25 protein-coding genes and 3 pseudogenes are annotated in these 25,930 nt (G+C 71.8%); 20 read left to right on the top strand and 8 right to left on the bottom strand.

Annotated elements, in window-relative coordinates; all coding sequences use genetic code 11:
• The first annotated feature begins 21 nt into the window (after nucleotides 1-21).
• Both ACFV2S_RS11300 and mgtA read left to right on the top strand, forming a co-directional pair.
• Nucleotides 22-381: an ArsR/SmtB family transcription factor gene (locus ACFV2S_RS11300; RefSeq protein ID WP_383784822.1), complete on the top strand. Its 360-nt coding sequence runs from the start codon at nucleotides 22-24 to the stop codon at nucleotides 379-381.
• Nucleotides 374-3,166 (top strand): magnesium-translocating P-type ATPase, encoded by a 2,793-nt coding sequence (gene mgtA, locus ACFV2S_RS11305; protein ID WP_385556439.1) that lies wholly within the window; start codon nucleotides 374-376, stop codon nucleotides 3,164-3,166. The genes ACFV2S_RS11300 and mgtA overlap by 8 nt, the downstream gene beginning before the upstream one ends.
• Before the next feature lie 34 nt (nucleotides 3,167-3,200).
• On the opposite strand, the pseudogene ACFV2S_RS11310 reads toward mgtA, so the two are convergent.
• Both ACFV2S_RS11310 and ACFV2S_RS11315 read right to left on the bottom strand, forming a co-directional pair.
• A pseudogene (locus tag ACFV2S_RS11310) lies at nucleotides 3,201-4,547 on the bottom strand (LCP family protein); the annotation flags it as partial.
• Between the two features lie 122 nt (nucleotides 4,548-4,669).
• Nucleotides 4,670-4,900, bottom strand: a complete 231-nt coding sequence (locus ACFV2S_RS11315) for a hypothetical protein (protein WP_383784813.1) — start codon at nucleotides 4,898-4,900, stop codon at nucleotides 4,670-4,672.
• Between the two features lie 188 nt (nucleotides 4,901-5,088).
• Between ACFV2S_RS11315 and tatA the strand changes: the two genes are divergently transcribed.
• The 5 genes from tatA to ACFV2S_RS11340 all read left to right on the top strand — a co-directional run bounded on the left by tatA (nucleotide 5,089) and on the right by ACFV2S_RS11340 (nucleotide 7,621).
• Nucleotides 5,089-5,313 carry a Sec-independent protein translocase subunit TatA gene (gene tatA, locus ACFV2S_RS11320; RefSeq protein WP_385556442.1) on the top strand — a complete coding sequence of 75 codons (225 nt, stop codon included), beginning with the start codon at nucleotides 5,089-5,091 and terminating at the stop codon, nucleotides 5,311-5,313.
• 147 nt (nucleotides 5,314-5,460) lie between these two features.
• Nucleotides 5,461-5,727, top strand: a complete 267-nt coding sequence (locus tag ACFV2S_RS11325; protein WP_383784807.1) for a GlsB/YeaQ/YmgE family stress response membrane protein — start codon at nucleotides 5,461-5,463, stop codon at nucleotides 5,725-5,727.
• A 138-nt stretch (nucleotides 5,728-5,865) separates the two neighbouring features.
• Nucleotides 5,866-6,450: a TerD family protein gene (locus tag ACFV2S_RS11330; protein ID WP_385556444.1), complete on the top strand. Its 585-nt coding sequence runs from the start codon at nucleotides 5,866-5,868 to the stop codon at nucleotides 6,448-6,450.
• A gap of 22 nt (nucleotides 6,451-6,472) precedes the next feature.
• Nucleotides 6,473-6,841: a hypothetical protein gene (locus ACFV2S_RS11335; RefSeq protein WP_385556446.1), complete on the top strand. Its 369-nt coding sequence runs from the start codon at nucleotides 6,473-6,475 to the stop codon at nucleotides 6,839-6,841.
• Nucleotides 6,842-6,874: 33 nt separating this feature from the next.
• Nucleotides 6,875-7,621, top strand: coding sequence for a phosphotransferase family protein (locus tag ACFV2S_RS11340; RefSeq protein ID WP_385556448.1), 747 nt, complete (start codon nucleotides 6,875-6,877; stop codon nucleotides 7,619-7,621).
• 10 nt (nucleotides 7,622-7,631) lie between these two features.
• On the opposite strand, the gene ACFV2S_RS11345 is transcribed toward ACFV2S_RS11340, so the two are convergent.
• A complete protein-coding gene (locus ACFV2S_RS11345) occupies nucleotides 7,632-8,384 on the bottom strand; it encodes a hypothetical protein (RefSeq protein WP_385556450.1) in 753 nt (250 codons plus the stop codon).
• A gap of 76 nt (nucleotides 8,385-8,460) precedes the next feature.
• Complete coding sequence (locus ACFV2S_RS11350; protein WP_385556452.1) at nucleotides 8,461-9,483, bottom strand: cytochrome P450; 1,023 nt, start codon at nucleotides 9,481-9,483, stop codon at nucleotides 8,461-8,463.
• Nucleotides 9,484-10,191: 708 nt separating this feature from the next.
• On the opposite strand from ACFV2S_RS11350, the gene ACFV2S_RS11355 reads away from it, so the two are divergent.
• From ACFV2S_RS11355 to ACFV2S_RS11370, 4 genes are all read left to right on the top strand, one after another.
• Complete coding sequence (locus tag ACFV2S_RS11355; RefSeq protein WP_385556454.1) at nucleotides 10,192-10,851, top strand: glyoxalase; 660 nt, start codon at nucleotides 10,192-10,194, stop codon at nucleotides 10,849-10,851.
• A 67-nt stretch (nucleotides 10,852-10,918) separates the two neighbouring features.
• Nucleotides 10,919-11,353 (top strand): YdeI/OmpD-associated family protein, encoded by a 435-nt coding sequence (locus ACFV2S_RS11360; RefSeq protein WP_385556456.1) that lies wholly within the window; start codon nucleotides 10,919-10,921, stop codon nucleotides 11,351-11,353.
• An 83-nt stretch (nucleotides 11,354-11,436) separates the two neighbouring features.
• Nucleotides 11,437-11,841, top strand: coding sequence for a DoxX family protein (locus ACFV2S_RS11365; RefSeq protein WP_385556458.1), 405 nt, complete (start codon nucleotides 11,437-11,439; stop codon nucleotides 11,839-11,841).
• A gap of 193 nt (nucleotides 11,842-12,034) precedes the next feature.
• Nucleotides 12,035-12,973, top strand: coding sequence for a MurR/RpiR family transcriptional regulator (locus ACFV2S_RS11370; protein ID WP_385556460.1), 939 nt, complete (start codon nucleotides 12,035-12,037; stop codon nucleotides 12,971-12,973).
• A gap of 217 nt (nucleotides 12,974-13,190) precedes the next feature.
• On the opposite strand, the gene ACFV2S_RS11375 is transcribed toward ACFV2S_RS11370, so the two are convergent.
• Both ACFV2S_RS11375 and ACFV2S_RS11380 read right to left on the bottom strand, forming a co-directional pair.
• The gene (locus tag ACFV2S_RS11375; RefSeq protein ID WP_385556462.1) at nucleotides 13,191-13,844 is read right to left on the bottom strand and encodes a YoaK family protein; all 654 of its coding nucleotides are present in this window, start codon (nucleotides 13,842-13,844) and stop codon (nucleotides 13,191-13,193) included.
• A gap of 163 nt (nucleotides 13,845-14,007) precedes the next feature.
• On the bottom strand, nucleotides 14,008-14,481 hold the full coding sequence (locus tag ACFV2S_RS11380) for a hypothetical protein (RefSeq protein WP_385556464.1): 474 nt from the start codon (nucleotides 14,479-14,481) through the stop codon (nucleotides 14,008-14,010).
• A 398-nt stretch (nucleotides 14,482-14,879) separates the two neighbouring features.
• Between ACFV2S_RS11380 and ACFV2S_RS11385 the strand changes: the two genes are divergently transcribed.
• The 4 genes and pseudogenes from ACFV2S_RS11385 to ACFV2S_RS11400 all read left to right on the top strand — a co-directional run bounded on the left by ACFV2S_RS11385 (nucleotide 14,880) and on the right by ACFV2S_RS11400 (nucleotide 18,723).
• Nucleotides 14,880-16,478 (top strand): FAD-binding oxidoreductase, encoded by a 1,599-nt coding sequence (locus tag ACFV2S_RS11385; RefSeq protein WP_385556466.1) that lies wholly within the window; start codon nucleotides 14,880-14,882, stop codon nucleotides 16,476-16,478.
• Nucleotides 16,479-16,920: 442 nt separating this feature from the next.
• Nucleotides 16,921-17,682: a hypothetical protein gene (locus ACFV2S_RS11390; RefSeq protein WP_385556468.1), complete on the top strand. Its 762-nt coding sequence runs from the start codon at nucleotides 16,921-16,923 to the stop codon at nucleotides 17,680-17,682.
• A gap of 140 nt (nucleotides 17,683-17,822) precedes the next feature.
• Nucleotides 17,823-18,200: pseudogene (locus ACFV2S_RS11395) on the top strand (nitroreductase family protein); the annotation flags it as partial.
• Between the two features lie 343 nt (nucleotides 18,201-18,543).
• Nucleotides 18,544-18,723 carry a hypothetical protein gene (locus ACFV2S_RS11400; protein WP_385556470.1) on the top strand — a complete coding sequence of 60 codons (180 nt, stop codon included), beginning with the start codon at nucleotides 18,544-18,546 and terminating at the stop codon, nucleotides 18,721-18,723.
• 30 nt (nucleotides 18,724-18,753) lie between these two features.
• On the opposite strand, the gene ACFV2S_RS11405 is transcribed toward ACFV2S_RS11400, so the two are convergent.
• Nucleotides 18,754-19,650 carry an MBL fold metallo-hydrolase gene (locus ACFV2S_RS11405; RefSeq protein WP_385556472.1) on the bottom strand — a complete coding sequence of 299 codons (897 nt, stop codon included), beginning with the start codon at nucleotides 19,648-19,650 and terminating at the stop codon, nucleotides 18,754-18,756.
• 81 nt (nucleotides 19,651-19,731) lie between these two features.
• On the opposite strand from ACFV2S_RS11405, the gene ACFV2S_RS11410 reads away from it, so the two are divergent.
• Nucleotides 19,732-20,586: a LysR substrate-binding domain-containing protein gene (locus ACFV2S_RS11410; RefSeq protein ID WP_385556474.1), complete on the top strand. Its 855-nt coding sequence runs from the start codon at nucleotides 19,732-19,734 to the stop codon at nucleotides 20,584-20,586.
• Between the two features lie 100 nt (nucleotides 20,587-20,686).
• On the opposite strand, the gene ACFV2S_RS11415 is transcribed toward ACFV2S_RS11410, so the two are convergent.
• Nucleotides 20,687-21,238: an EF-hand domain-containing protein gene (locus tag ACFV2S_RS11415; RefSeq protein WP_385556476.1), complete on the bottom strand. Its 552-nt coding sequence runs from the start codon at nucleotides 21,236-21,238 to the stop codon at nucleotides 20,687-20,689.
• A 520-nt stretch (nucleotides 21,239-21,758) separates the two neighbouring features.
• On the opposite strand from ACFV2S_RS11415, the gene ACFV2S_RS11420 reads away from it, so the two are divergent.
• The 4 genes and pseudogenes from ACFV2S_RS11420 to ACFV2S_RS11435 form a co-directional block, all read left to right on the top strand.
• Nucleotides 21,759-23,357 carry an adenosine deaminase gene (locus tag ACFV2S_RS11420; RefSeq protein WP_385556715.1) on the top strand — a complete coding sequence of 533 codons (1,599 nt, stop codon included), beginning with the start codon at nucleotides 21,759-21,761 and terminating at the stop codon, nucleotides 23,355-23,357.
• Between the two features lie 155 nt (nucleotides 23,358-23,512).
• Complete coding sequence (locus ACFV2S_RS11425; RefSeq protein ID WP_383784741.1) at nucleotides 23,513-23,725, top strand: hypothetical protein; 213 nt, start codon at nucleotides 23,513-23,515, stop codon at nucleotides 23,723-23,725.
• Nucleotides 23,726-24,121: 396 nt separating this feature from the next.
• Complete coding sequence (locus ACFV2S_RS11430; protein WP_385556478.1) at nucleotides 24,122-24,907, top strand: alpha/beta fold hydrolase; 786 nt, start codon at nucleotides 24,122-24,124, stop codon at nucleotides 24,905-24,907.
• A 74-nt stretch (nucleotides 24,908-24,981) separates the two neighbouring features.
• A pseudogene (locus tag ACFV2S_RS11435) lies at nucleotides 24,982-25,815 on the top strand (IS21 family transposase); the annotation flags it as partial.
• Nucleotides 25,816-25,930: the final 115 nt, after the last annotated feature.

Raw genomic sequence — 25,930 nt, forward strand, 5'->3', positions numbered from 1 at the left:
GTACAGAACGGGAGTGCAACGGTGGCGGCAGACACGGGTGACTTCACGGACCCTCCTGCCGAGGTACTGGCCGAGGCCGCCGCCGCCTTCGGTCTGCTCTCCTCACCCTCGCGACTGCACATCGTGTGGGCGCTCGCCCAGGGGGAGAGCGACGTGACCGGGCTCGCGGAGCGGGTCGGCGGCGCGCTGCCGGCGGTCAGCCAGCACCTGACCAAGCTCAAGCTGGCCGGTCTCGTCCGTTCGCGCCGGGAGGGCCGACGGCAGGTCTACTTCGTCGACGACCCCGAGGTCGTGACCGTGGTCCGCGTGATGGTCGGCCAGCTCACCGCCCGCACGGACAGGTCGCTGACGCTCGTACGACGCAGCGCCTCCGGTGCCTGACACGGCCGCACCCGGCCCCCTCGTACCGGAGACCGAGGACGACCGGGCCCCGGCTCCGCAGGATGCCCCCGGACCGCTCACCGCGCTCCAGGTGCTGCGGCGGCTGGACAGCGGACCACGCGGCCTGACGGACGCCGAGGCCGAGCGGAGGCTGGCCCGGTACGGAGAGAACGTCCTGCCCGCCGGGCGCCCGGTCCCCTGGACCCGGCGGTTCCTGCGCAGCCTGCGCGACCCGTTCACCGCGGTGCTCCTCTGCCTCGGACTGATCTCGGTGACCGTCGCGGCCTGGGGCACCGGGTGCGTCATCCTCCTCCTCGTCACGGTCAGCTGCGCCCTGCGCGCCTCGGGCGAGCACCGGGCCGACCAGGCCATGGCGGCCCTGAGGGAATCGGTCGCCACGACCGCGACCGTGCTGCGCCGCGCCGACCCCGACGGGCCGGCGGCCGGGCCCCGGGAGATACCCGCCGACGAGCTCGTCCCCGGCGACGTGATCCGGCTGGGACCCGGGGACCTGGTCCCCGCCGACGTACGGCTGCTGCGGGCGTCCGGTCTGCGTCTCCACGAGGCGGCGCTCACCGGCGAGTCCGCCCCCGTCGCCAAGTACCCCCTCGAAGCACCCGACGGCCCCCGCACCGGACCCCTCGCCCAGCCCCACCTGTGCTTCCTCGGCAGCAGCGTGTCCTACGGCAGCGCGACCGCGGTGGTCGTCGCCACCGGGGCCCGCACCCGCTTCGCCTCCGCCCACGGGACGACCGGCCGGGGCCGGGACAGCGCCTTCGACCAGGCCGTCCACGGCATCTCCTGGACCCTGATCCGGTTCATGCTCCTGACCCCGCCCCTCGTCCTCATGGCCGGCGCCGCGCTCCACGGACGGGGGCTGGAGACGCTCCCCTTCGCCGTCGCCGTCGCGGTCGGCCTCACCCCCGAAATGCTGCCCGTCGTCGTGACGACCGTCCTCGCCCGCGGAGCCGCACGGCTCGCCCGCGACCACAGGGTGATCGTCAAACGCCTGCCCGCCCTCCACGACCTCGGCGCCGTCGACGTCCTGTGCCTGGACAAGACCGGCACCCTCACCCAGGACCGGCCCGTCGTCGCCCGCGCCGTGGACGCCCACGGACAGGACGCCCCGGAGGTGCTGCACTGGGCCGCCGTCAACGCCTGGTGGACACTCCAGCTCGCGGAGCTGCCCACCCCCGACGCCCTCGACGAGGCGCTCCTCGACAGCGCCGGCGAGGCGGACCTCCTGGACTGCGACGGGGTCGCCGCGCTGCCCTTCGACCCGGTACGCCGCCTGGCGACGGCCGTCGTACGCCGTCCCGGCCGCCTCGGAACGCACACCCTGGTCGTCAAGGGAGCCGTGGAGAACGTCCTCGAACGGTGCGCCCTGGACGCCGCCGAACGCGACCGTCTCCTCGCCCTGGCCGCCCGTGAGGCGGACACGGGCGCCCGGCTCCTCGCGCTCGCCCTCGCCGAGCGTCCGGCCCGCCACCGCGACTACACGCCCGCCGACGAACGCGGACTCGCCTTCCTGGGCTTCGTCGTCCTGCGCGACGCCCTCGCCCCCACGGCCGCGGAGGCACTCGGCAGCCTCGCCCACCGGGGGGTGTCCGTCCGGATCCTGACGGGAGACCACCCGGGCACGGCCACCCACACCTGCCGCGAACTCGGACTCGCCCCCGGCCGGGTGCTCACGGCCGAGGACATCGACCGCCTCGACGACACCGCACTGGCCGAGGCCGCCCGGCACAGCACCGTCTTCGCACGCTGCGCCCCCGAGCACAAGGCCCGCGTCGTCACCGCCCTGCGTGCCCAGGGCCACGTCACCGGATTCCTCGGCGACGGCGTCAACGACGTGCCCGCGCTGCGCGCCGCCGACGTCGGCATCTGCCCGAAGGGCGCCGTCGCCGTCGTCAGGGACACCGCGGACGTCGTCCTGGCCGAGAAGGACCTCGCGGCGGTCGACCACGCGATCACCACAGGCCGTCACAGCGGCGGCAACATCGCCACCTACCTCCACCTCACCCTGTCGTCGAACCTCGGCAACGTCATCGCCATGCTCGCCGCGGCGCTCCTGCTGCCCTTCCTGCCGATGCTCCCCGCCCAGGTGCTCGTGCAGAACCTGTGCTTCGACGCCGCCCAGCTCGCCTTCGCCTACGACCACCCGGGACCGGCCGCCCTGCGGGCACCCACCCGGCTGCGGTCCCGCGGGTTCCTGCGCTTCATCACCGGCTTCGGACTGCTCAACGCGGTCGCCGACGTCGCCACCTTCGCCGTCCTCCTCGTCAGCACGCGGGCCTCGGACGACGCCGAGGGCGTCTTCCACGCCGGCTGGTTCACCGAGAACCTGCTCACCCAGGCCCTCGTGATGCTCCTGCTGCGCAGCACCCGCCGCGCCGGCGCCGCTCCCGGTCCGGTCCGGTACGCGGCCGTCGCACTCGCCGCCATCGGCGTCCTGCTGCCCCTGACCCCGCTCGGACCCCTGCTCGCCATGGCCCCGCTGCCCCCGCTGTACTACCTGCTCCTCGCAGCGGTCCTCGCGCTCTACGCGGTGGCGCTGCGTGCCGCGCGGTCCCGGCACGAGAAGCAGCGCACAGCGGTCCCACAGCCTGGTGAGCGGGTACGCGACCGGGTCTCTCGTACGCGCCTCACCCGTACGAGAGATCGGAGCAGGGGTCGTCGTCCGCGGACCGGGTGTCCTCGGTCGGTACGGTCGCGGACGGAGCGGCGGGGGTGGCGGGGGTGGCGGACGGGTTGTCGGCGTACGTCTGCCCGAGGATCACGCTGATGCCCGGAGCGGAGACGGGCCGCAGCTCGGCGGAGGCGAAGAACCGGGCGACCGTCTCGGCCTGGTCCTTCCCTGCGGCGCCGTACTCGATCACGGTGCCGACGTGGTCCTGGGTGCTCGCCGTGGCCGTACTCGTGACGGTGAAGCCCGCGGTCCTCAGCCTCTCGGCGGCCCGGGCGGCCAGACCACGGGTCCGGGTGCCGTTGTAGACGGCGACGGAGATGCCTTCTCCGGAGACCGGCGAGGGGGACGTACCGGCGGTCGGCGTCGTGCCCGCGCCGCCGTTCCCCGAGCTCGCCGCCGGATGGCCGCTCGCGTTCTGGCCGTCCAGGGTGCGGTCGGCCTTCAGGGCCGTCCAGAGGGCGTCCGCCTCGGGCTCGACGATCGCGACGCGGGCTCCCTGGTAGCGCCAGGGCACGGTGACGAACTTCGTGTCGTGCAGATCGACGTCCTTCAGCGACATCGCGAACGAGATCAGCTTGTCGGCGGAGCCGAGGCCGGGGTCCACGGTCAGGGAGTCGGTCGCCGCGTTCGCCAGGGGCAGCAGCCTGGTCGGGGTGAGGCCGTCGCTCTTGACCTTCTTGAGCAGGCCGGCCACGAACGCCTGCTGACGCTTGATCCGGCCGATGTCGGAGCCGTCACCGATCCCGTGGCGCAGCCGCACGTAGTCCAGCGCCTTCTGCCCGGAGACGGTCTGCTCGCCCTTGGCGAAGATGCGCTCGCCCCGGGACGCGCGCTTCGGGTTCAGGTCCTTCTGGTACACGTCGTGGGGCAGGCACACCCGCACGCCGTCCACGACGTCGGTCAGGGCGGCGAAGCCCTTGAAGTCGACGACGACGGTGTGGTCCACGCGCAGCCCCGTCAGCTTCTCGACGGTGTTCTGCGTGCACGCCGGATTTCCCTCGGCGGTCTGGCCCACGGAGAAGGCCGAGTTGAACATGGCGTTGCTGCGCGGCCGAGTCCACGTGCCGTCGGGGAGCCGGCACCGCGGGATGTCCACGAGGGAGTCGCGGGGGAACGACACGGCGACCGCGTGCTTCTGGTCCGCGTACACGTGCAGGAGGAAGGCGGTGTCGGAGCGGCCGATGTCGTTCTTGTCGCCGCCCCCGAGGTCGCTGTTCCCACCGGTCCGCGTGTCCGAGCCTATGACCAGGACGTTCTGTCCCTTGTCGGAGCCGGCCGGCCGGTCGTCGGAGAGGCCGTCGGCGCCGAAGGTGCTGATGTCACCGTTCAGCTTGAGATAGACCCAGCCCACCCCGGCGGTCGCCAGCACGAGGAGCGCCAGCGCCGTGACGAGGAGACGTCCGGCCCGGCCGCGCCTGCGGACCGTGCCCGATGTCGCGGACCGGCGTGCCTGCGTGCTGCGGTTTCCGCCTGTCATGTGTGTGCCCTCATTCGTCCCGACCCCATGTGAGGAGGACGGCGGATCCCCCCGGAAAAGTTGCGGGGCTGCGCGATCCGGCAGGGCAGGCCGCAGCCGACGGACGCTCCCCGAGCCCGTGCCTACGGACTGGCGGGGTCGTACCCGTACCGCAGGGGCCCGTCCCCGGACGTCCCGTCGAGCCGGTACACGTGGATCGCCTCGACCCGTACTCCGGCGGCGGTTTCCTCGACCGTGCACGGGTAGGTCACCTGCAGCATGAGCGGCCGCCCGGCCACCGTCACCCGCACCCCGTCTGCGGGCCCGCCCAGGAGCACGGCGCTCCGGCGGGCCGTCATGTCACTCGTCCCCATGAGGCAACTTTAAAGGTTGCGCAACTCCTAAAATATCGTGAGGTCCGTCACGTACCGCTCCGGCGCGGGGAGAGCGTGACGGGCTCCGCTCAGTTGTACAGTTGCGCAATATGGCAAGCATGGAGTCCGGATCCGAACGGAACCGGACGGTCATGCGCTCGGAGTGGACAAGTGGGGAGAGTGGCCAAGTGCTCCGCAACGCACTGGAACCGTGGCATCTGCTGCTCGTGGCGATCGCGTTCATCGTCCTGTTCGGATCGAAGAGACTGCCGGACACGGCAAGATCCCTGGGCAAGTCCCTGCGCATCCTCAAGAGCGAGACGCGGGCCATGCGCGAGGACGGCGCGGAAGCCGCCCCCGCCTCGGCCCCTTCCCCCGGTACGGGCGAAGGCGGCCGGTCCGAGGCGCGGTAGGGCCGATGGGCCGCGCGTGAGGGGCTGGTCGCAACCTTCCTCGCCCCGGGCGCGTCATTCCAGCCAAGAAAGTTGCGCAACTGCGCCATACAGCGTCGCCGGGGGCGGGCCAGGTCCGTCGTCGGCGCAGGAAGAGAGGACACCGCCGTGGGCTTCATCAGCTGGATCATCCTCGGGCTCGTCGCCGGAGCCATAGCCAAGCTCCTGCTTCCCGGACGGGACCCGGGAGGTCTGATCGTCACGACCCTCATCGGCATCGCCGGAGCGTTCGTCGGCGGCTGGCTCTCCGCACGCCTGCTCGACCGGCCCGTGGCGAACGAGTTCTTCGATCTCGCCACGTGGGGAGCGGCCATCGCCGGCTCCTTCGTCCTGCTCATCGGGTATCGGATCCTGTTCGGCAACTCGCGCGACTGAGCCGAGCCGCGGAGCGGACGACGGACACAAGACAGAAGACAGAGGACGGACTGCGGCCGGCGTACGGGAGGGAGAACACCACATGCCTCGTGTGCTGTTCGCATTCCGCGATGCCGTAGCGAAGAGGATGATCCACGCATGATGACGCTCACGAAGGAAGACGGCCCGGCGGACCTGGACGGGGTGACCCACATGTCCATAGGCGTGTCCTGGGACCCCACGGCCGGAAGCAGTGGCGGGGTGATGGGCAAGCTCCGCCGCAAGAAGGGCACGGACCTCGACCTGATCGCCATCGCGATGCACGGCGCGGACCCGGTGCGCCTGGCCGGTCTCGACTCCCTGGACCCCATGGGCAACGGCTCCCTGATCCACAGCGGCGACAACCAGACCGGTCACGGGGACGGCGACGACGAGACGGTGACCGTCGAGTTCGCACGGATCCCGGCCCACGTGACCTCGATCGTGTTCGTGGCCGCCGCGTACAAGAAGGGCAGCTCGTTCCAGCAGGCGCGCAACATCAGCTTCAAGGTGTACGACGCGACCGGCGGCAGCTCGCAGCAGGTGGCCGACATCTGGCCGAGCCTGCTCACCAACGACAACGGCTGTGCCGTGGCCAAGGCCGTACGTGCCGGAAGCAGCTGGAAGCTCGAAGTGATCAACCAGACGGGCAAGATCAAGCAGGGCGACGAGCACGCCCTGATGCGCTTCGCGGCGAGCAAGTAGCGCGAGCGGAGGGGGAACGGCGGTGCGGGGTGGCCCGGACGGCGGCGAGGCCGCCGGCGGAGTCCGGACCGGTGTCGCACGCGCGGCGCTGACCGGTCCTGACACGCGTCCCGCCGCCCTCCCCACCGAGACCGACCCGACGGCGGAGACCGGCAGGGCGAGGCTCCGCTTCCCCCTCGTCCGGTGGGCGCTCGCCCCGCGAACGACACGGCAGGCCCGGCGCCTGGCCGCCGACCTCGGTGAGGGGACGGAGGCCGGGGCGGCGTGGGCGATGGCCCGTCTGGCCCGCCACCCCGACGAGCACGGCTACGGCAGCGCGCACAGGGACGACGGGCCGCGCACCGCCGTCCGTGGGGCTGCGCGGGCACGTCCCGCGCCAGGAAATCGGTGACGTCGCCGCTCCCTTTCGTGATACTCGTCGCCCATGGATGAGGTCGAGGTCGTCGTCGCCCATTCCGAGCGGGCGACCCTGCGCGTCGGCGACGTGTTCCTGAAAGTCGACGCCGATCAGGCGCGCATCGACGTCGAGGTCGAGGCGATGGCCCGCGCGCCGGTCCCGACCCCGAAGGTCCTGTGGCGCAAACCGCCCGTGCTCGCCATCTCCGCGCTCCCCGGGACGACGCTCGGGAGTCTCGGCGGGCCGTCGACCGGGTCGTCGGAGGCCTGGGCCGCGGCGGGCGCCGCCCTCCGCACGCTGCATGACGCGCCGCCGCCGCCCTGGCCCGGCCGGGCCGGGCGGAGCATCGCCGCGCTGGCGGCGGAACTCGACGAGGAGTGCGCGTCGCTCGTGACGAGCGGCCTCCTGCCCGCCGACCTGGTCGGCCGTAACCGCCGGGTCGCCGAGGCCGCGCTGCGGCCGTGGACTCCGGCCTTCACACACGGCGACCTGCAGATCGCGCACGTCTTCGTCGACGGCGACGAGGTCACGGGCATCATCGACTGGTCCGAGGCGGGACACGGTGACGCCCTGTACGACCTCGCCACCTTCCTCCTCGGACACGAGGATCACCTCGACGACGTCCTCGCCGGATACGGCGCCGACGTCGACCTCGACGTGATCCACGCCTGGTGGTCGGTGCGGAGCCTGCTGGCGGTGCGCTGGCTGGTCGACCACGGCTTCGACCCGTTCGCTCCGGGCTGCGAGGTCGATGTACTGAGGTCCCGGATGTGAGCCCTGACGGTCAGTCGGTGCGACGGTCCAGCTCCGGGAAGCAGCGGCGCTGGTACGGCGACAGATCGGACGTGCTCAGCTGACCGGCACCCTGGCAGATCGGACAGACCTTCCGGGTGGCGCATGTGCCGCACCGCTTCCGCCGGTGGGTCCGGTCGAGCAGCCACCCACGCCCACCGCATCCGGGACACCAGCCGAGGCCGTCGCACTCGTAGCAGAGGACGTGACCAGGGGTGAGGGTCGCGGGCGTTCGCACCGGCTCCGGCTCTGGCTCCGGCTCCGGCTCCGGCTCCGGTCCTGGCTCCGGCGACGGCACCGGCTCCGGCGACGGCTTCGGATGCTGGACGGGCGGCGGCGGAGCCAGGTTCCGCACCGGCGTCCGTCCGCGGAACCCCACGGCGGGTGTGTCGTCGCTCGCCACGATGCGGATCCGGTTGCCGTCCCGGACAGCGACGATTACGGTCCAGAGGATCTCGTCGTCGTACTCCTGCGATGGCGTGACCTCCCAACCGGCCGCACGGAGAGACGAGGTCGCGCGGGCGACCGTCTCGGCAGCCGTGACGGAGGCGGGACGTCTTCCCTGGTACTCCGCCGCGTAGTGGTAGCACAGAGGCTCGCGCCGGTCGGCGACCTTCGGCTCGTCCAGCGACAGTCGGCGGAGGTGGACACGGACGGTCAGATCGGTGATCAGTGACACCATGTCCCGGCGCAGCGACCGGCCCAGCCGGTCCAACTCGTCACGTGCTTCCGAAGCTTGTTCCATGTCGGCCCCTTGATTCCGGAACGTACCACGGGGGCGTGGCCCGGACATCGGGGCGTTCGTCACTGCACCTTGTTGGTCACCGCCCGACGAACAGGGGCAGGCGGGTGACTCCGCCGATCAGGGAACCGCCGGGAAACGGCAGTGCGATGGCGGGTTCCGCGAGACGGAGTGCGGGCGCGTGGTCGACGAGCGCGCCGATCGCCGTACGCAGCTCCAGGAAGGCGAGTCCGGCTCCGATGCAGCGGTGGGGGCCGTGCCCGAAGGCGAGGTGAGGGCCCGGTGCGCGCGTGATGTCGAAGGAGTCCGGTCGGTCGAAGACGGCGGGGTCGCGGCCGGCGTGCGCGTGGGACGGGACGACGGCTTCCCCGGCCCTGATCGTGGTCGGCCCGATGGCGACATCCGCCACGGCCAGGCGCGGCAGTCCGACATCGGCGATGGTGTCGAACCGGAGGATCTCCTCGACGGCCGGACCGAGAAGCGACCGGTCCGCGCGGAGGGCCTGCCACTGGTCGGGGTGGTTGAGCAGGGCGAGGACGCCGTTGGTCAGGGTGGCGGCCGTGGTCGCGTGCCCGGCCACGAACAGGTTGACCGTCGTCGCGAGGAGCTCCGGTCGGCTCAGGAGCCCGGAGACATGGGCGTCCCGAAGGCGGTGGAGCAGCCCACCCGGTACCAGGGCGTCGGCATCCGAAGGAGAGAAGAGCAGGCCGGCGCAGTGCGTGCGCAGTGCCTCGTGGCCTGCCCGCGCCTGCCCCGGCGGCAGCGAGGTCAGAGACAGCTTCCGGCGTGCCCACTCGGCCAGGGGGGCCCGGTGGCCGGAGCTCACCCCGAGGACGTCGCACAGGACCGCTTCGGCCAGCGGGAGTGCGAACATGCTGTGCAGGTCCACCGGTCGGCGACCGTCGCCCGCACTCAGAAGCGCCTTCAGGAGCCGGTGTACGTGGCGGCCGACGGAAGGCGCGAGGCCGTCGACGCTGTCGCGGCGGAACGCGGGGGCGCAGAGTCGACGGACACGGGTGTGGTCCGGCGGGTCCAGGCCGAGCAGGCTGGGCTCGTCACGGTCGGCGAGGGTCCACCGGGGGCCGCCTGGGGTCGTGAGCATGGCCCTCCGGCTGAGCCGCCGGTCGGTGAGGACCCGTACGACATCGGCGTGGCGGACCGCCAGGTGGGCCGGATCGCCACTGGGCAGGGTGACGCGGGCCAGGCGGGGCGGGCACGAACGCGAGGAAGTCCGGATGATCGGGATGGGCGTTGCCCTCGCGCAACAGCTGCCCCAGCTTGTCCACCAGCGCGAGCGGGTCGTCCGCGGGGACGTCGGGCAGGGGCTCCGCTCGCAGCCGGGCCGCAGCCGCGGCGGAACTCGGCGAAGCCACCGGGGACACCTGCCCACCGGGCACGAGATGTCCCGAGACGATGTCCCAGACCCGGTGCCCCAGAGCGGCCACGGCTTCCACCGGCAGCGTCAGGGAGGGGTCCACCGTCCCGGCTCCCGCCACGGTCCTCGTCCTGCTTCCTCCCGTTGGCCCCGTTGGCCCCGTTGGCCCCGTTGGCCCCCTTGGCCCCGGACCCTGAGGCCCGTCTACCGAGCCAGACCTTCCGAAGTGACCGATGGTGTCCACGACGTCACACTGTGGTGTCTCGACCGGCCCGTGACAAGTACGCCTCTCCCGGTCAGTGGTCTCCCAAGGGCGTTCCGGGGGCGGCCCGACCGACGGAGTGCCGGTGTTCCGGCGGGCAGGAGGCCGGCCGCTGCGCGAACGGTCAGGATTCGAGAAGCCCGGGTGGCCAGGTGGCCCCTAGCGTGGCCTGCATGGCAACCACCACTTCCACCACAGTCCTCGCGTCCCTCACTTCGGTCACTCTCGAGGTGGCCGACGTCGAGGAGGCCCGCCGCTTCTACAGCGCCTTCGGCGTCGACGCGTACGTGGGCCTGCGAGCGTCCGAGGAGCACTCCGCGGGATTCCGTGGCTTCACCCTGGCGCTCACGGTGTCCGGTCCGGCGACCGTCGACGGCTTCATGGGCGCCGCGGTGGAGGCCGGCGCGACGGTGCTGAAGCCGGCCGCGAGGTCCCTGTGGGGCTACGGCGGCGTCGTGCAGGCCCCGGACGGGACGATCTGGAAGATCGCGACCTCGGCGAAGAAGGACACCGGTTCGGCGACCCGGGAGATCGACGAGGCCGTGCTGCTCATCGGCGTCGAGGACGTGAAGGCCACCAAGGAGTTCTACGTCGGCCGAGGCCTGACGGTGGCGAAGAGCTTCGGCGGCAAGTACGCCGAGTTCTCCCCGGGGCGGTCCGGCGCGGTGAAGCTGGCGCTCTACAAGCGTCGCGCCCTGGCCAAGGACCTCGGCGTCCCGGCCGACGGCACCGGCTCGCACCGCGTCGTCCTGGGCGGCGCCGCCGACGCCTTCACCGACCTGGACGGGTTCGTCTGGGAGGCCGCGGCGTCGTCCGCCCCCACGCCGTCGTGACCGCCGGCCCCGCCGTACCGAGCGGCCGGCGCAAGCCCACCGATGTGAGAACGACAGGAGGACGATCATGAAGTTCCGGGCCCAGGTCGAGCCGCCGGAGCCCATGCGGGGTCTGGAGGTTCCGCCCGAGGTGATGGCAGCGCTCGGCGGGGGCGCGCGGCCGCCGGTGACGATCACGATCCACGGGCATTCCTGGAAGAGCCGGGTCGCCATCCTGCGGGGCCGTCACCTGCTCGGCCTCAGCAACGCCCACCGGCAGGCCGCGGGTGTCACGATCGGCGAGGAGGTCGAGGTCGAGCTGGAGCTCGACACCGAGCCGCGTGTCGTCGTCGAGCCCGAAGACTTCGCCCGGGCCCTGGACGACGACCCCGCCGCCCGCGCCGCGTACGACAGCCTCTCCCACAGCCGCAAGCGTGAGCACGTGCGCGCCGTCGAAAGCGCGAAGAAGCCCGAGACGCGCCGGCGGCGCATCGAGAAGGCCATCGCCGCCCTGAAGGGCTGACCCCCGAGACCACGGACTCCGCACGGCATCGCGATCGCCGTGCGGAGGTCCTTCCCTGCCTGACTCCTCCCGAAGGAGCAAACATGTCGAAGCGGCTGATGAACGGTCTGTGCTGGTTCCTGGCTCTTGAGTTCGCGTGGGGCGCCGTGACCAAGTACTGGCCGGGCGACACGGTGTTCAGCTCGGCGTACTCCGTGAAGTTCGCCGAGTGGGGGTACCCCGCGTGGATGCGGTTCGTGGTCGGAGCCCTGGAAGGCGCCGCCGCCGTCCTGCTCGTGATCCCCGACCGCCGTACCCGCTTCCTGGGGGCGACGACGCTGATGTTCGTGCTGACCGGCGCGGTCACCACCCACCTCGTCCACCACGACCCGGCCGTGGAGAGCTGGGCCGCGCCGACCCACCTCGTCGTCATGGGCCTGCTCGCGCTGGCCCATTGGCCCGCCGACTGGCGAGATCTCCTGCGGACTCGCGCCGCATCGACGGCGTGATCGCCGGCTCCGTCCGGCGAGGCGGCCGGAGCGCGGCACCTCCTGGTCGCCCAGCCTCTGTCGCCAACCCCTGCGCAGATCAGGATGCGACGCTCCGTTCGGCGAGCTGCCCGGTGACGGCGTGGTCGTCCTCGTGGGGCCGTGGCGCTGGTGAACTATCTTGGGCGGCAGTGGGACGAGGAGGAGGCATCCGGTGGCATCTGAGCAGCGGGAGCGTGCGCAGGCGGCCGCGATCACGCCGGGCGGGCGTCCGCCCGGGGCCGCGGGCGAGGCGAGGGCGGCTTCTCCCGCGGAGCGGGTGCGGGCGCTGTTCGGCGGTCACCGACTGTCTCCCGCGCAGCGGCGCATCGCCCAGTTCCTGACCGATCACCTCACCGAGGCCGCGTTCCTGTCCATCACCGAGCTCGCCGAGCGCGTGGGGGTCAGCCAGCCGTCCGTGACCCGGTTCGCCTCCTCGCTCGGGTTCAGCGGCTACCCCGCGCTGCGGGAGGCGCTGCAGCCCATCGCGCTCAGCGCGGTGGCCGGTGCCCCCGACGAGGGGGAGGAGCTCCACCGCAACGAGCTCCAGTCGGCGATCGACGCCGAGATCGAGAACCTGATGGCGCTGCGGCGGACCCTCTCCGACCCCGACCGGATCGTCGGCATCGGCCGTGAGCTGGCCCGGTCCGTTCCGCTGACGGTCGTGGGCCTGCGGATCTCCGTCTCCCTCGCCGAGTACTTCGCGTACGCGGCGCGGCGCATCCATCCCGACGTGCGGGTGGTGACGCGGGGTGGCAGCGTCGCCTACGACGGACTGCTCCAGGCGCGCGAGGCGGGCGGCATGTGGGTGCTGGCCTTCGCGATGCCGCGGCACGCCAAGGAGACCCTCGCCGTCGTGCGTGCGGCCCGAGGCGTCGGGCTGCGCGTCGCCCTGATCACCGACCTCGCGCTCGGGCCGCTGGTCGACGAGGCCGACGAGGTGTTCACGGCGGGCACGGGCTCGCGGCTCGTCTTCGACTCGTACGCGGCACCGGGGGTGCTGTCCGCGGGCATCCTCCAGGCCATGGCCGACGCCGACCCGGAGCGTACGCAGGCGCGGCTCGAGAAGTACGAGCACGCGGCGGACCAGCACGACATCTTCCTGGACGACTGACAGGCGGCCCGATGGGCTGCTGGCATGAAAATTTTCATGCCCTTGCGTACTCGACGGTATATATATTTACTACAGAGGCCCCACGGGCCCGAACAGAACATCGAAGCCGCGCCCCCTCCTCCTCAAGCGGCCCCGATGTTCCGACGGTCAGCACCGCGTTGTCGCGGGTGCTCTGTGGCGGCTCCGGTCAACCCCTGGATCGGAGCCGCCACACCCCTCACCTCCCCGGCGGCTCCTGGGTCCGGTGCCACCGGAGTCCGGCGAGGGCGACGGCGAGCCACAGGGCCAGGACCGCGACGACCACCCCCTCCACTCCACTCCGGGAGTGCAGCAGCCCGCCGCACAGCGCGCCCGCGGCGAGCGCCGTCACCGACACCCCTCGTCGTACGGTCGCCCGTCCTCCACGGTCCGCCGCCAGCCCGGTGAGGGTGCGGGTCATGACCGTGGTGGTCAGATCAGGCACCCCCAGGCGGTGCACGACGGCGTTCTGCAGCCCCATGCCGCAGGCCAGCGGGATCAGAACGGCGTAGCGTCCCCAGCCGGCCGTCTCGGCGGCGAGCGCGAACGCGGCCAGGAGGGCCTGCGCGGCGACCAGCGGCCCGAAGAGCCGTCCCGCCTCCACGCCCCGGCGCCACGAACCACCCGCGACCGCCCCGGCGAGGAAGCCCGTCAGCGCCACGACGGAGGCCAGGGCCGACAGCTGGGCGACGCCGGACAGGGCGAACCCGAGGAAGGCCACGTTGCCGGTCATGTTGGCCACGAAGACCCGGCCGAGCCCCAGGAAGCTCGCCGCGTCGACCAGGCCGCTGACGAAGGTCAGCACGAGAAGCGGCGGAGCGAGCCCCGCGTAGGGGTGGCCTTCGGGAAACATCCAGCGCCCCGCCGCCCGCGCCGCCCCGCCGCCCACATCCCGCGCCCACTTCACCGCCCCAGTGGAACAGAGCCCACGACGGCCGGCGCCCGCCCGCGTCGGATCGAGACCACACGCCGCCCGAACGGCTGAGGTCGGCGCGGGGCAGGGACGTCGCGGGCGGTCAGAGCTTCACGAGACGCGGCCGCCATGTCCACCCGGCACCGACGACCGCCTCGCGCAGGGCGTTCCTCATGTCCCGGGTGTCGAACGACTTGACCTTGCGGCGACGGCCGTCGGGGCCCCGCTCGTACGTCCACTCCACCGAGAACCCGGGCCCGCGACCGTACTCGCGCGACGCCGACAGCCCGCCCCTGGTGTGCGACCGCTGCTCCTGGAGGGCCCGCACCTCGCGCCGGTGGTGGTCCAGCCGCATGCGGATGCTCAGACGCAGGTCCACGTCCTCGCCGGACGAGCGATGCTGGATGCGCCAGTCCGCTATCAGGTCGGCGCCCTCCGAAGGACTGGCGAGCCGCACGCGATACGGCGCTTCCGGACCGCTCACCGCGAGGATGGCGTCGCGGACAGCGGCCGCGTTGAGCGGTGCCACGCCACTCGCCGGGCGCCTGGTGCCGTTCAGTCGTTCGAAGAACCCCATCGCGTCAGTCTACGGAGGCGGCGCGCCGCGCCCCGTGGGCGTGCGGTGGCGGTGCCGTAGAGGTGCGTGTCGGTGACGGCACGGCTGTCCGGGGTGCCTCAGCCGCCGGGCCACCAGCCTGCCACCGGCCTGCGGTGATCGGCCGCTCGACCGGGCCGCGCAACTGCGGGGTGGTGACGGTCGCTCTCCACCGGCCCGCACGACGACAAGTCTGGGACCCTCGAAGCCGATTCGGTCACGGGCAGCAAGGAAGAGCGGGCTCGCCGGCTCGAAGGCCAAACGCGCCACGACGGCGCCGCGTGCGATCCCACGACGCGCACGCGTCCACCGCACGGAACCAACTCCGCTCCATCGCACTCTCTCTGAGCGACAACACTGCATCGTGAACGGAGGCCGTCATGAACCGGCGCACACTGCTCGCAGCGGGTACCGGCTACGCGGCGGCCGCCGCCTGGACGGTGGGCTGGGGCAACGGTCAGGTGAGCGCCGCGCCCAGCGGTGGCTCCCACAGCCGACAGGGCACCCCCGGCTTCGCGTCCGCCGCCGCCGGAGGCCGCGCGGCCGCGCCGCGCGCCGCTGACTGGACCGCGCTCGGCAGGGGTCTCCAGGGCGGCCTGGTACGCCCGGGCGATGCCGACTACGCCACCGCCCGTCAGCTGTACAACACCCGCTTCGACCATCTGCGTCCCGCCGCAGTCGCGTACGTGGCCAACACCGCGGACGTCACCGAGTGCCTGGCGTTCGCCCGCCGCCACGGAACGCCCGTCGCCATCCGCAACGGCGGCCACTCGTACGCCGGCTGGTCCAGCGGCAACGGACGCCTGGTCGTCGACGTCTCCGCGCTGAAGTCCGTTCGTACGGGCTCGGGCAGCGCCGTCGTCGGGGCGGGCGCCAAGCTCATAGACGTCTACAGCCAGCTCGGCGCGCGAGGCGTCACCATCCCCGGCGGCTCGTGCCCGACCGTCGGCATCTCCGGACTGACGCTCGGGGGCGGCCACGGTGTGGTCTCCCGTGCCTACGGCCTCACCTCCGACAACCTCACCGGTGCCCGCATCGTCACCGCCGACGGCAGGACCCTCGACGTGTCGAAGGACCGGGAGACGGACCTGTTCTGGGCACTGCGCGGCGCCGGGAACGGAAACTTCGGCGTCGTCACCGAGCTCCGGTTCCGCACGCACAAGGCCGCCGACGGCGTCACCGCCCATATGACCTGGCCCTGGTCGAAGGCCGCCGCCGCGCTCCGCTCCTGGCAGGAGTGGGGACCGTCCCAGCCCGACGAGATCTGGTCGGCACTGCATCTGACCGCCGTGCCCGGCCGGACGCCCACCGTCTCCATCAGCTGCTTCTCCCTGGGCACGTACGGTGCTCTGCAGAACGCCGTCGACCGGCTGGCGGACCGCGCCGGCGGCCCCGGCTCCGCCTCCCGCATCACCATGCGGCGCCGCGGCTACCTCGACACCATGCGGATGTACGCGGGCTGCTCGACGAGGTCCACGACCCAGTGCCATCTGCCCGGCAGGACCCCGGGCCGCCAGCCCACCGGCGTGCTGCAGCGGGAGACGTACGCGGCGCGCTCGGACTTCTTCGACCGCTCGCTGAACGCGGCCGGCATCCGCGCGCTGCTCGACCAGGTCGAACGCTACGGACGGAGCAGCAGCGGCGGCGGTGCCGTCTCGGTCGCGCTCACCGCACTGGGCGGGGCCGTCAACCGCGTCTCCCCGCAGGCGACAGCCTTCGTCCACAGGAAGTCGCGCTTCCTGGCGCAGTACACCGGCTCCTGGCCCTCAGGTCGCACCGGCGCCACGCAGACGGCCTGGCTGGACGGCACGCACACCGCGATGCGCCGGTACGCCTCGGGCGCGGCGTACCAGAACTACGCGGACGCGGGTCTGAGCAACTGGCGCTCCGCGTACTACGGCGCGGCCGCGCACCGGCTGACCGAGCTGAAGAGGCGTTACGACCCGAACAGGCTCTTCGACTTCCCTCAGGCGCTGTGAGCCGACGAGAGGTGCTGTCGCGCGACTGCGACAGAGAGCCTGCGGCGGCGCCGGCCGGGAGCAAGGGCGTGGCGGGCTCCGCACCAAGGGTTCAAGGCGGCCTCACGACAGGCGAACCCGTGAGACGGTGAGCGCCGGCGTCCACGACATTGGAGTGGCCGGAGGCCGGGCGGGCGGCGTGGTTCCCGCATCGCCCGCCGCCGCTTCCTAGGGTCGGCGCAGGTACGGCAGTGGGCCGGCCGCTCAGACCCGATGGGGAGTCATGGCACGTACGCCGGCCAGGTTCGGATCGTTGACGTCTGCGCCTTCGACGGGGGGTGCCACCCGCCGCTGGGCCCGTCGGCTCGTCGCCGCGGTGGGCCTCGTGACACTGTGCACGCTGCCCACGGCGGCAGCGGGCGCGAGTCCGTCGGGGGCAAGCCGGCCCTCCACGCACGCGTCCTTGTACGTCTCCGACTACGGCAACAACCGGGTCGTCGGCCTGCCCACGGGAGGCGGCGACCCGACACCCGTCCCCTTCGAGGGGCTCGTACGGCCGACGGGCATGGCCGCGGACGCGGAGGGCCGCCTCTACGTGTCGGACACCGGCAACAACCGCGTGGTCGTGATGGCCCCGCACGGAGGCGGCCAGTCCACTGTCCCGACCGACGGGCTGTCGCGTCCACTGGGACTCGCCGTCGACCGGGCCGGGAACCTCTACGTGGCCGACAGCTTCAACGACAGGGTCGTCAAGGTGTCCGTGACGAGCGGGATTCAGACGACGGTTCCGACCACGGGGCTGCTGCACCCCTGGGGGCTGGCGCTGGACACCGCCGGGAATCTGTACGTCTCCGACTTCGTCAACGACCGCGTCGTCAAGGTGGCCGGTGACGGGAGCGGCCAGTCGACGCTTCCCACCACCGGCCTCTCCCAGCCGACCGGCCTGGCACTCACCGCCACGGGCGACCTCTACATCGCCGACAGCGGGAACAACCGGGTCGTGAGGATCGTGAAGGACGGGCGCCAGACCACCATTCCCACCACCGGCCTCAGCGACCCTCTCGGCCTCGCGCTCGACGGCTGCGGCGGCCTGTACATCGCCGACGGTTTCAACAACCGCGTGGTCCGTGTCCAGGAGTCGGGCGGTGGCCAGACGACCCTCCTGGCCACAGGCCTGAACACGCCGACAGGCCTCGCCATCCGGCCGACGGGCACCCGCCGCTGAACCCTCACGATCCGACTCGTCCCGGGCCCGGTACACGCGTGACCGCGGCCCCGGCACGTCGACCGACTTCCCCCGGCGATCCCGGCACCCACCGTCTGCATACGGTGGACGGGCCCGGCTGAAGGAGAGGACGCGAAGACGTGGATGTGTACGAGGCCGTGGACAGTCGCCGGGCCGTGCGGGCGTTCAGCGACGAGCCCGTTCCCAAGGAGGTGCTCGAACGGGTTCTGACCGCAGCCACGCGCGCTCCGTCCAGCGGGAATCTCCAGCCGTGGCACGTCTTCGTCGTGACCGGCGAACCCCTGGCCGAACTGAAGCGGCGCGCGACCGCAAGGGCGCTGGCGGGAGACCCGGGCGATGAGCGGGAGTACCCGATGTACCCGGAGGAGCTGGCCTCGCCGTATCTGGACCGGTTCTCCGCCGCGGCCGCCCAGCGGTACGAAGCGCTGGGTATCGAGCGTGACGACCCCGAGCGGCCCAAGAAGATCGCCGCACTGAACTCGGCGGCGTTCGGGGCGGGCGGACATGACGGAAACGGTCAGTTTCATCGGAATGTGACCGCTGACGACGGGGTTCCACCGGCCCTCTAAGCTCAGGGGCACTCCGCGCGCTCGCGCGGAGCGACCATGTCGGTTGTCGACCTGACGCCACATCCACCCCGTCCGGCCACCAGACCACGCCGACTTCCACCATGCCACGTACGAGAAGGGCGGGAGAGACCTGGACGCCCAACGACCAGGCGCTCTGCAAGTCGGGCCGGAGGAAGCGCCACGGCACCGGCGCCGTCGAGGACGAAGTTCCCGGCAAGAAGTCCTGGTACGCGCTGAAGATCCCAAAGCCGCGTCGCTCGTTAAATGTCCTATGCGCCTGTTTTTCTGGACCCTCGCCGGAGCCCTCGTGCTCGGGGGACTCGTCCTCGCACTCTTCGACAGCTTTGTGGCCGCGGCGGCCTGCGCCGCGTACGTCGTGGTCGTGGTTCCCCTCGCCGTACTCGTGGGCCGCGCGCTCCGCGACCGTCCCAACCCTCCGTCCTCCGACTGAAGGACTCCTGGGGAAGGTCGGGAGGACGGGTCAGGTGGCGAGTTCGGCGCACAGGCAGCTCACGCCCTTCTCGATCCACTCCCGTCCGGCCCACCGCGGATGCCGTTCGATCAGCAGCGCTCTGACCTCGGCCGTGATCTCGGATTCGTCCATCGCCGAGTCCTTGCGCCGCCAGGTCTCGTCACGCAGCTCGCGCAGGTAGTCGCGGATGTCGGCGAGGACCTGCGGGCTCCCGACATCGCCGTGTCCGGGAATGACCGTCGAGTGCCCGGCCGAGGCGAGCTGCTCCAGGACGGCCAGCCAGCGGACCCCGGAGACGTCGGTGTCGTGGGGCGGGAACCAGGGGAAGATCGCGAAATGCGCGGTCTCGGCCAGGTCGCCGGTGAACAGCGCGCCGGCATCCGGTACCTCGATGACCTGGTCGCCCTTGGTGTGTCCCCGGCCCGTGGGCCGCAACAGGACGGTACGGCCGCCGAGGTCCAGGGCGTGGACGTCGTCGTAGACTACGTCCGGGGTGGGCACGCGGACGTCGCCGTCGAGTCGGTCGGCGACGGGGGAGCCGAGGCCGCGGAACATCTCCAGATAGTCCTGCCCCTTCACCTCCAGGTCCCGGGCCTGCGCGCGATTGACCAGGTAGGTGGCTTGCCCGGCGAACACGTGTGCGCCGAAGGCGTGCTCGGGGTGGAAGTGCGTGCTGGTCAGGTAGAGACGGCGGCCCTGGGCCACCTCGTCGGCTAGGGCGAGGACCTGCTCGGCGTTGGCGGTGCCCATACCGGTGTCGACGACGAGGACGGCCTGCGTGCCGCCGATGATGCCGATGTTGGGTACGAGCGGGATTCCGCGGTCCGGGACGACGAGCAGGCCGGGGGCGAGCTCCTGGGCTCCGGCGGTGTGGACGGCGGGGCCGCGAAGCGGTGCGTCGGTCATGCTTCGATTGGACCGTCCCGGCACGGCGTCCGTCCAAGACCATGTGGGATCCCGCCGATGCCCCGAAGGTATCGTCGCAGGATGGAGCTACGAACGCTGCGCTACTTCGTCGCGGTCGCCGAGGAACTCCACTTCGGCCGCGCGGCCGCCCGGCTGCACATCAGCCAGCCCCCGCTGAGCCGGGCGATCAAGCAGCTGGAGACCAGGCTCGGCACCACACTGCTCAACCGCTCCGCCACCGGTGCAACCCTCACCCCCGCCGGAGCGGTCCTGCTGGAGGAAGCCCGCGACCTCCTCGACCACGCCGACCGGGCGCGTGCGCGCGTGGTCGCCGCGGCCGGCCGCCCCGCGGCCCTCACCCTCGGGCTCCTCGGGGACGGCACCGACCTCGGCGCGCTGCGTCTGGCCGACGCCTACCGCGAGCAGCACCCGGGCATCGAAGTCCGCGTCCGCGAGGCCGACCTGACCGACCCCACCTGCGGCCTGCGCGCCGGCCTGGTCGACATCGCCGTCACCCGCGCACCCTTCGACGAAACGGGCCTGTACGTGCACGAGCTGCGCACCGACCCGGTCGGCGCGGTGCTCCGTGCGGACGACCCGCTCGCGTGTCGGAAGAACCTGAGGCTGGCGGACCTGGCCGGGAGGCCCTGGTTCCAGTTCCCCGACGGCACCGACCGGCTCTGGTGGTCGTACTGGAACGGCGGCGAGCCCCGCGAGGGACCGGTGGTACGGGCGGTCCAGGAATGCCGGCAGGCCGTGCTGTGGAACGGCACGGTCGGCATGACCCCCCTCGGCCACGACATGCCCGAGGGCCTGACCGCCGTCCCGCTGACCGACATGGCCCCCAGCCGCGTGGTGGCAGCATGGAACGCGGACGACACCAACCCGCTGATCCCTCCCTTCGTCGAGGCGGCGGCAGCCGCCTACCTCGGCTGAACACGCCCCACGTGGCGGCGCCTCACGTGGGGGCGCCTCACGTGGGGGCGCCTCACGTGGGGGTGGTTCGACGGCGAGCCGGAGTCGCTTCGTCGCTGTCTCAGTCGGTGGGGACGCCGGTGACGGGTCCGCACATCAGGTTGCCGGGTTCGGCCGGGTCGTCGCTGATCCAGAACTGCGTCCACAGCAGGGCGAACTCGGGCCGGCTGAGGAGGCCGTCGCCATCCTGGTCGAGCCGCTCGAAGACGTCGCCGGTCGGGATGCTCCGGCCGTGCCACGTGTCGATCAGCCGCCGGTGTTCGCTCCGGGAGATGCTGCCGTCCGCGTTCTCGTCGACCGCGTCGAAGATGACGTCGGCCGTCGCGGTGACCGCCTGCCGCATGGCGGGAAGGCGGTCGACCATGGTCATCAGCTCGTCCATGCCGATCCGGTCGATGAGGCCGGTGTCGTGGACGGCAGACAGGTGCTGCCACCACCCCATGATCACCGTGCGGACGCGGGCCGCCAGTTCGGGTCCGGACGCCACCCTCGGCAGCAGCTCCCACCGCGCCGCCAGCGCCTCGAAGTCGCCCTCCTCCAGATAGCCGTTGCCGTCGACGTCGAACGCTTCGAACATCGCCTGGACCTTCGCCCGCTGGAACTCGCTGGCCATCACGTGCCTCCTCGTCGACGGTGCTGCGGGTGCAGGCTGCCCCACCGCGCCCACGGGCCAACAGCGCACGAGAACGTGACGCCCGGCGAACGCACGCCAACGCGCCGGTTTGACACCCGACTCGAGCCGGGTGGCCTGCGTGAGCAGGTGATGCCGACACCTACAGGCACGGCGTACGACGACACTTCGAACGGACGCCCGCCCATGGGACCGACACCAGCACCACCCCTCCTACCGCCGCCCCTGACGGCACCTCATCAAAAGTGGCCACGGGGAGGGAAGGTCTTCGCCAGGTCCAGTGCGGCTTCCGCGCGCCGTCGGCAGCCGGCACGTGTGCCTTCCTCATCCCGTGGTGGGGCGCGAAAGTTCCCCCGTGCGGGTGGAGTGGGCTGCGAACAGCGCGGAAACCGCCCGCACGGTCTGTTTCGGTGGCGATCATGCGCTGGTGATCTCTTTCCACGCCAACCAGGATCCCGCGGCGCGCGACGCGCGCGACCCGGGCACGAAGCGGACCGCACGCCTGCGCCCCGCCGCGACCGGGGTCGCCGCGCTGGCCGCCCTCTGCCTGCTCCCGACCGCGGCTGTGGCGGCCCCCGCGGCCGTCCCGGCCGCACCGGTCAACCCGCTCGCCGCGGACCGGCCGCCCGCGACACCGGGCGAGGCCCGCGCCGCGGCCCGCCTCGCCGCGATCCGCAACGACCCGGTGGCGCTCCGCGCGTTCTTCCGAGCCCTGCCCAAGGGTGGCGAGCTGCACAACCACCTCTCCGGCGCGGTGAGCACCGAGTACCTGATCGAGCTGGCCGCCGAGGACGGGCTGTGCATCGACACCGCCACGACGACGGCCGTCGTGCCGCCCTGCGGGCCGGGCACCCGCCCTGCCGCCGACGCACGCACCGACCGAGCCTTCCGGGACACGATCATCCGCGCGTGGTCCATGGAGGACTTTCCGCCCGGCGGAAACGGCCACGACCACTTCTTCGACACCTTCGGCAAGTTCGGCGAGGTGACCTGGCGTCACCGGGGCAAGCTGCTGGCCGAGTTCGCCGACACCGTGGCCGCGCAGAACCAGTTCTACCTGGAGACCATGGTCTCCCCGGCCTCCGAGGAGGCCAAGAAGCTCGCCACCGACGTCGGCTGGGACGCCGACCTCGCCCGGCTGCACGGCAAACTCGTCGCAGACGGCAAGCTCGACAAGGTCGTCGACGCAGCCGTCAAGGAGGCCGACGCCGGCGACGCCGAGTTCCGCACCGAGTCCCGCTGCGGCACCGCCCAGGCCCGCCCCGGATGCGGCATCGCCGTGCGCTGGATCTCCCAGGTGTCCCGCGGCAGTTCCAACGAGCGGGTCTTCACCCAGATGGCGCTCGGCATGCGCCTGGCCGAGCGCGATGCCCGCTTCGTCGCGGTCAACCTCGTCCAGCCCGAGGACTGGGACACGTCCCTCGCCAACTACCGTCTCCAGATGCGGATGCTGCAGTACCTGCGCGGGGTCTACCCCAAGGCCCACATCACCCTGCACGCCGGGGAGCTCTGGCCCGGTCTCGTCAAGCCCGAGGACCTCGGCTTCCACATCGCCGAGGCCGTGAACGTGGCGGGCACCGAGCGCGTCGGCCACGGTGTCGACCTGCGCCACGAGGACGCCTGGCAGCGCACCGCCGCCACCATGGCCGCCCGCGAGACGGCCGTGGAGGTGCCGTTCACCAGCAACGCGCAGATCCTCGGCGTCAAGGGCGCCGACCACCCCTTCGAGACCTACCGGGCCTTCGGCGTTCCCGTCGTCCTCGCCACGGACGACCCCGGCGTCTCGCGCATCGACATCACCCACGAGTACGAGTACGCCAGCAAGACCTACGGCCTCGGCTACCGCGACCTCAAGGACCTGGCCCGCGCGTCGCTGGAGTACGCCTTCCTGCCGGGTACGAGCCTGTGGCAGGGCAACCCGACCCGTGGCGGCTACCGCCTCACCGGTGCCTGCCGCGGCGAGCGCCCCGGCACGGCGACTCCCCGCCCCTCGTGTCGGCGCCTCCTCGACACCAGCCCCAAGGCGACGGCGGAGTGGCGTCAGGAGGCGGCCTTCACCGCCTTCGAGCGTCGGCTCCACGCCCCCCGGGTCACCGGCTGACCCCTCCACGACACTCCGACGGCGTCCGGCGCACTTCCGCCGGACGCCGTCGGCGCGCGAGCCTGGTGCTGGCCGACCCGGCGGGCACGCCGCCGTGGCTCTGTTTGAGCCCCATGCAGCGTGTCCCGTTGCGGCTCCGCGTCGTTGAGCCCGGCATGACGATCTTCAACCGCCGTGTCATCGCCGCTGCCACTGTCGCCGCCACTGCGGTCCTCGCCTCGGCCGGGGTGGCGACGGCCGACAGCGTCGGCAACAACCTTCCCGGGGTCGGACTCCTGTCCCAGACCTTCGGAAACGGCGATCAGCACGAGAACGCCGCCGACACCCTGCCCACCCACAACGCCCTCAACAACGTCACTCTCCCCTGACCGAAGCTACTCCGACGCCCTGACAACCGAGTCCGATCCGTAGGCGCCGCTCCCCTGGCCACCGCCTATCGACGCTGAATCCGCGGAGGCCTGGGGCTCGCGCCCTCCGTCACGATGCCGTCCACGTGGCCGCGCGAGCCCCCCTTCGCGCCGGGTTCCTGTAAGCGATCAGGCTTCCCGCACACCTTCGTCAACGGCCTCGAACGTGACCTCACAGCTGTCACAGCAGGCCGGACCCTGCCCTGGAGCTCAGGCGTCATGGAAGGCCACTACCACTCAACCGCATCAAAATGATCAAGCGACAGAGGTACGGACGCACTGGCTTCAAGCTCCTACGCAAGCGAGTACTGCTCGCTTCGTGACCTTGGGCCATGGGATCCCCGCATACTGACGACCATGAGGTCAACGATCCCGCCCGAGCCGAAGCGCGCTTCCTTGACGGTGGCCGGGCGTCGCCTGTCCTTCCTCGACTTCGGCGGTCCGGGTCGTCCCCTGCTCGCCCTGCACGGGCACTTCGGGGAAGGCCGCACTTTCGCGCACCTGGCCCGGGAGCTGAGGAACTCCTGGCGGATCATCGCGCCCGACCAGCGTGGACACGGCCTCTCCGACAGGTCTCCCGATTTCTCCCGCGCCGGCTACGTCGAGGACGCCGCGGCGGTGCTGCAACATCTGGGGTTCCACCGGGCGGTCGTACTCGGCCACTCCCTGGGCGGCGTCAACGCCTACCAGCTCGCGGCCCGGTTCCCGCGACTTGTGGACGCACTCATCGTCGAGGACATCGGTGCCGAGGTCGATGGCGACTTGTCGTTCAGCCTGGCCTGGCCACACCGGGCACCGAGCCGGTCCGAACTGCTGGAAGGACTCGGCACCTCGGCGCGATACCTCATGGATGCCGTCCGTGAGTTTCCCGATGGATGGGGCCTTGCCTTCGACCCGAAGGATATGAATGCCTCGCAGCAGGAGCTGAACGGGGACCACTGGAACGACTGGCTCGCCAGCGCCTGCCCAGCCTTGCTTGTCCGCGGCAGTCGGAGCACAGTGCTCAGCACGGAGCACGCGAAGGACATGGCAACGCGGCGCCCTCATTGCCGACTCATGGAACTTCCCGCCGGACACACCGTCCACGAGACCGTCCCAGACAAGTTCGCCGCAGCCGTCAACGAGTTCCTCGGCTCGCTGTGAACCAACCCGAGTGCCACCTTCAGTCGTAACCCACCGCAACGGACCACATAACCTGAGCCAGAGGCAGGCGTTCGTTCGGAGGGGTGCCGATATCGATCGTCTACGACCGCACCAAGACCGTCGTACGACGCCACGTGGCACCGGGCGAGGCGGTTCCGCTGCACCCGGAAGCGGTCGGGTTCGCCGGGCACTACGACTTCGACATCGACGTGCTGGCCGCCTACCGGCCCACCGGAAAAGGCCGGGTCGAGCGGCAGGTCCTGATCGTCCGCGACCACGTCCTGGCCGGCCGGTCCTTCTCCTCCATCGAGGAGCTGGACTCCGCTTTCAACGCCTGGGTGCCGTTGCGCCGGGCGAAGTCCCACGGCACCCACGGCGAGGTGATCGGGCACCGCGCGATCCGCGACCACATGGCCCTGCGGCCCCTTCCGGGGACGCCCTATGTGGTCACACAGCGGCACCTACGTTACGTCGGCAAGGACTGTCTGGTCGCTTTTGACGCGAACCTCTACTCGGTGCCGGCCCGCAAGGTCCGCCCGCGTCAGCTGGTGGAAGTCAGGGCCACGAAGTCCCAGATCACGCTGCATCCCACCGTCCCCGGCGCCAACGGCGAGACCCTGCTGGCTATCCACCCAAGGGCCGTCGGCCGCGGAGCCTGCGTCGTCGACGAGAAGCACTGGGACGGTCCTACAGACGGCCGGAACCGGCGGACCACCACCGGTGACTTCCCTCCGCAGCCCCGCCACCGGGATGCACTCGGCGAGGAGACGGCCAGCTCGCTGATGGCCCTCCTGAACCGGGTGGCGGCCGTGCGCGGCGCGGTCGGTTGCAGACGGCTGTCGGTTGATGACGAACTGACCGGAACCCGTTCCTTCACCACCCACCCCACGCATGAGGAGCCCAGTTGAGCGAGCTGGTCGGGACAGCCGTAGGCCCTGGCGGAAGCGCCGGTCGTCACGACAGGCTCGCCGCCGTCGAACGCGACACCAACGTCGCCTGATCACACCAACTGCGCGTCACCCG

Source organism: Streptomyces sp. NPDC059695 (genome assembly GCF_042733785.1).
GTDB lineage: Bacteria > Actinomycetota > Actinomycetes > Streptomycetales > Streptomycetaceae > Streptomyces.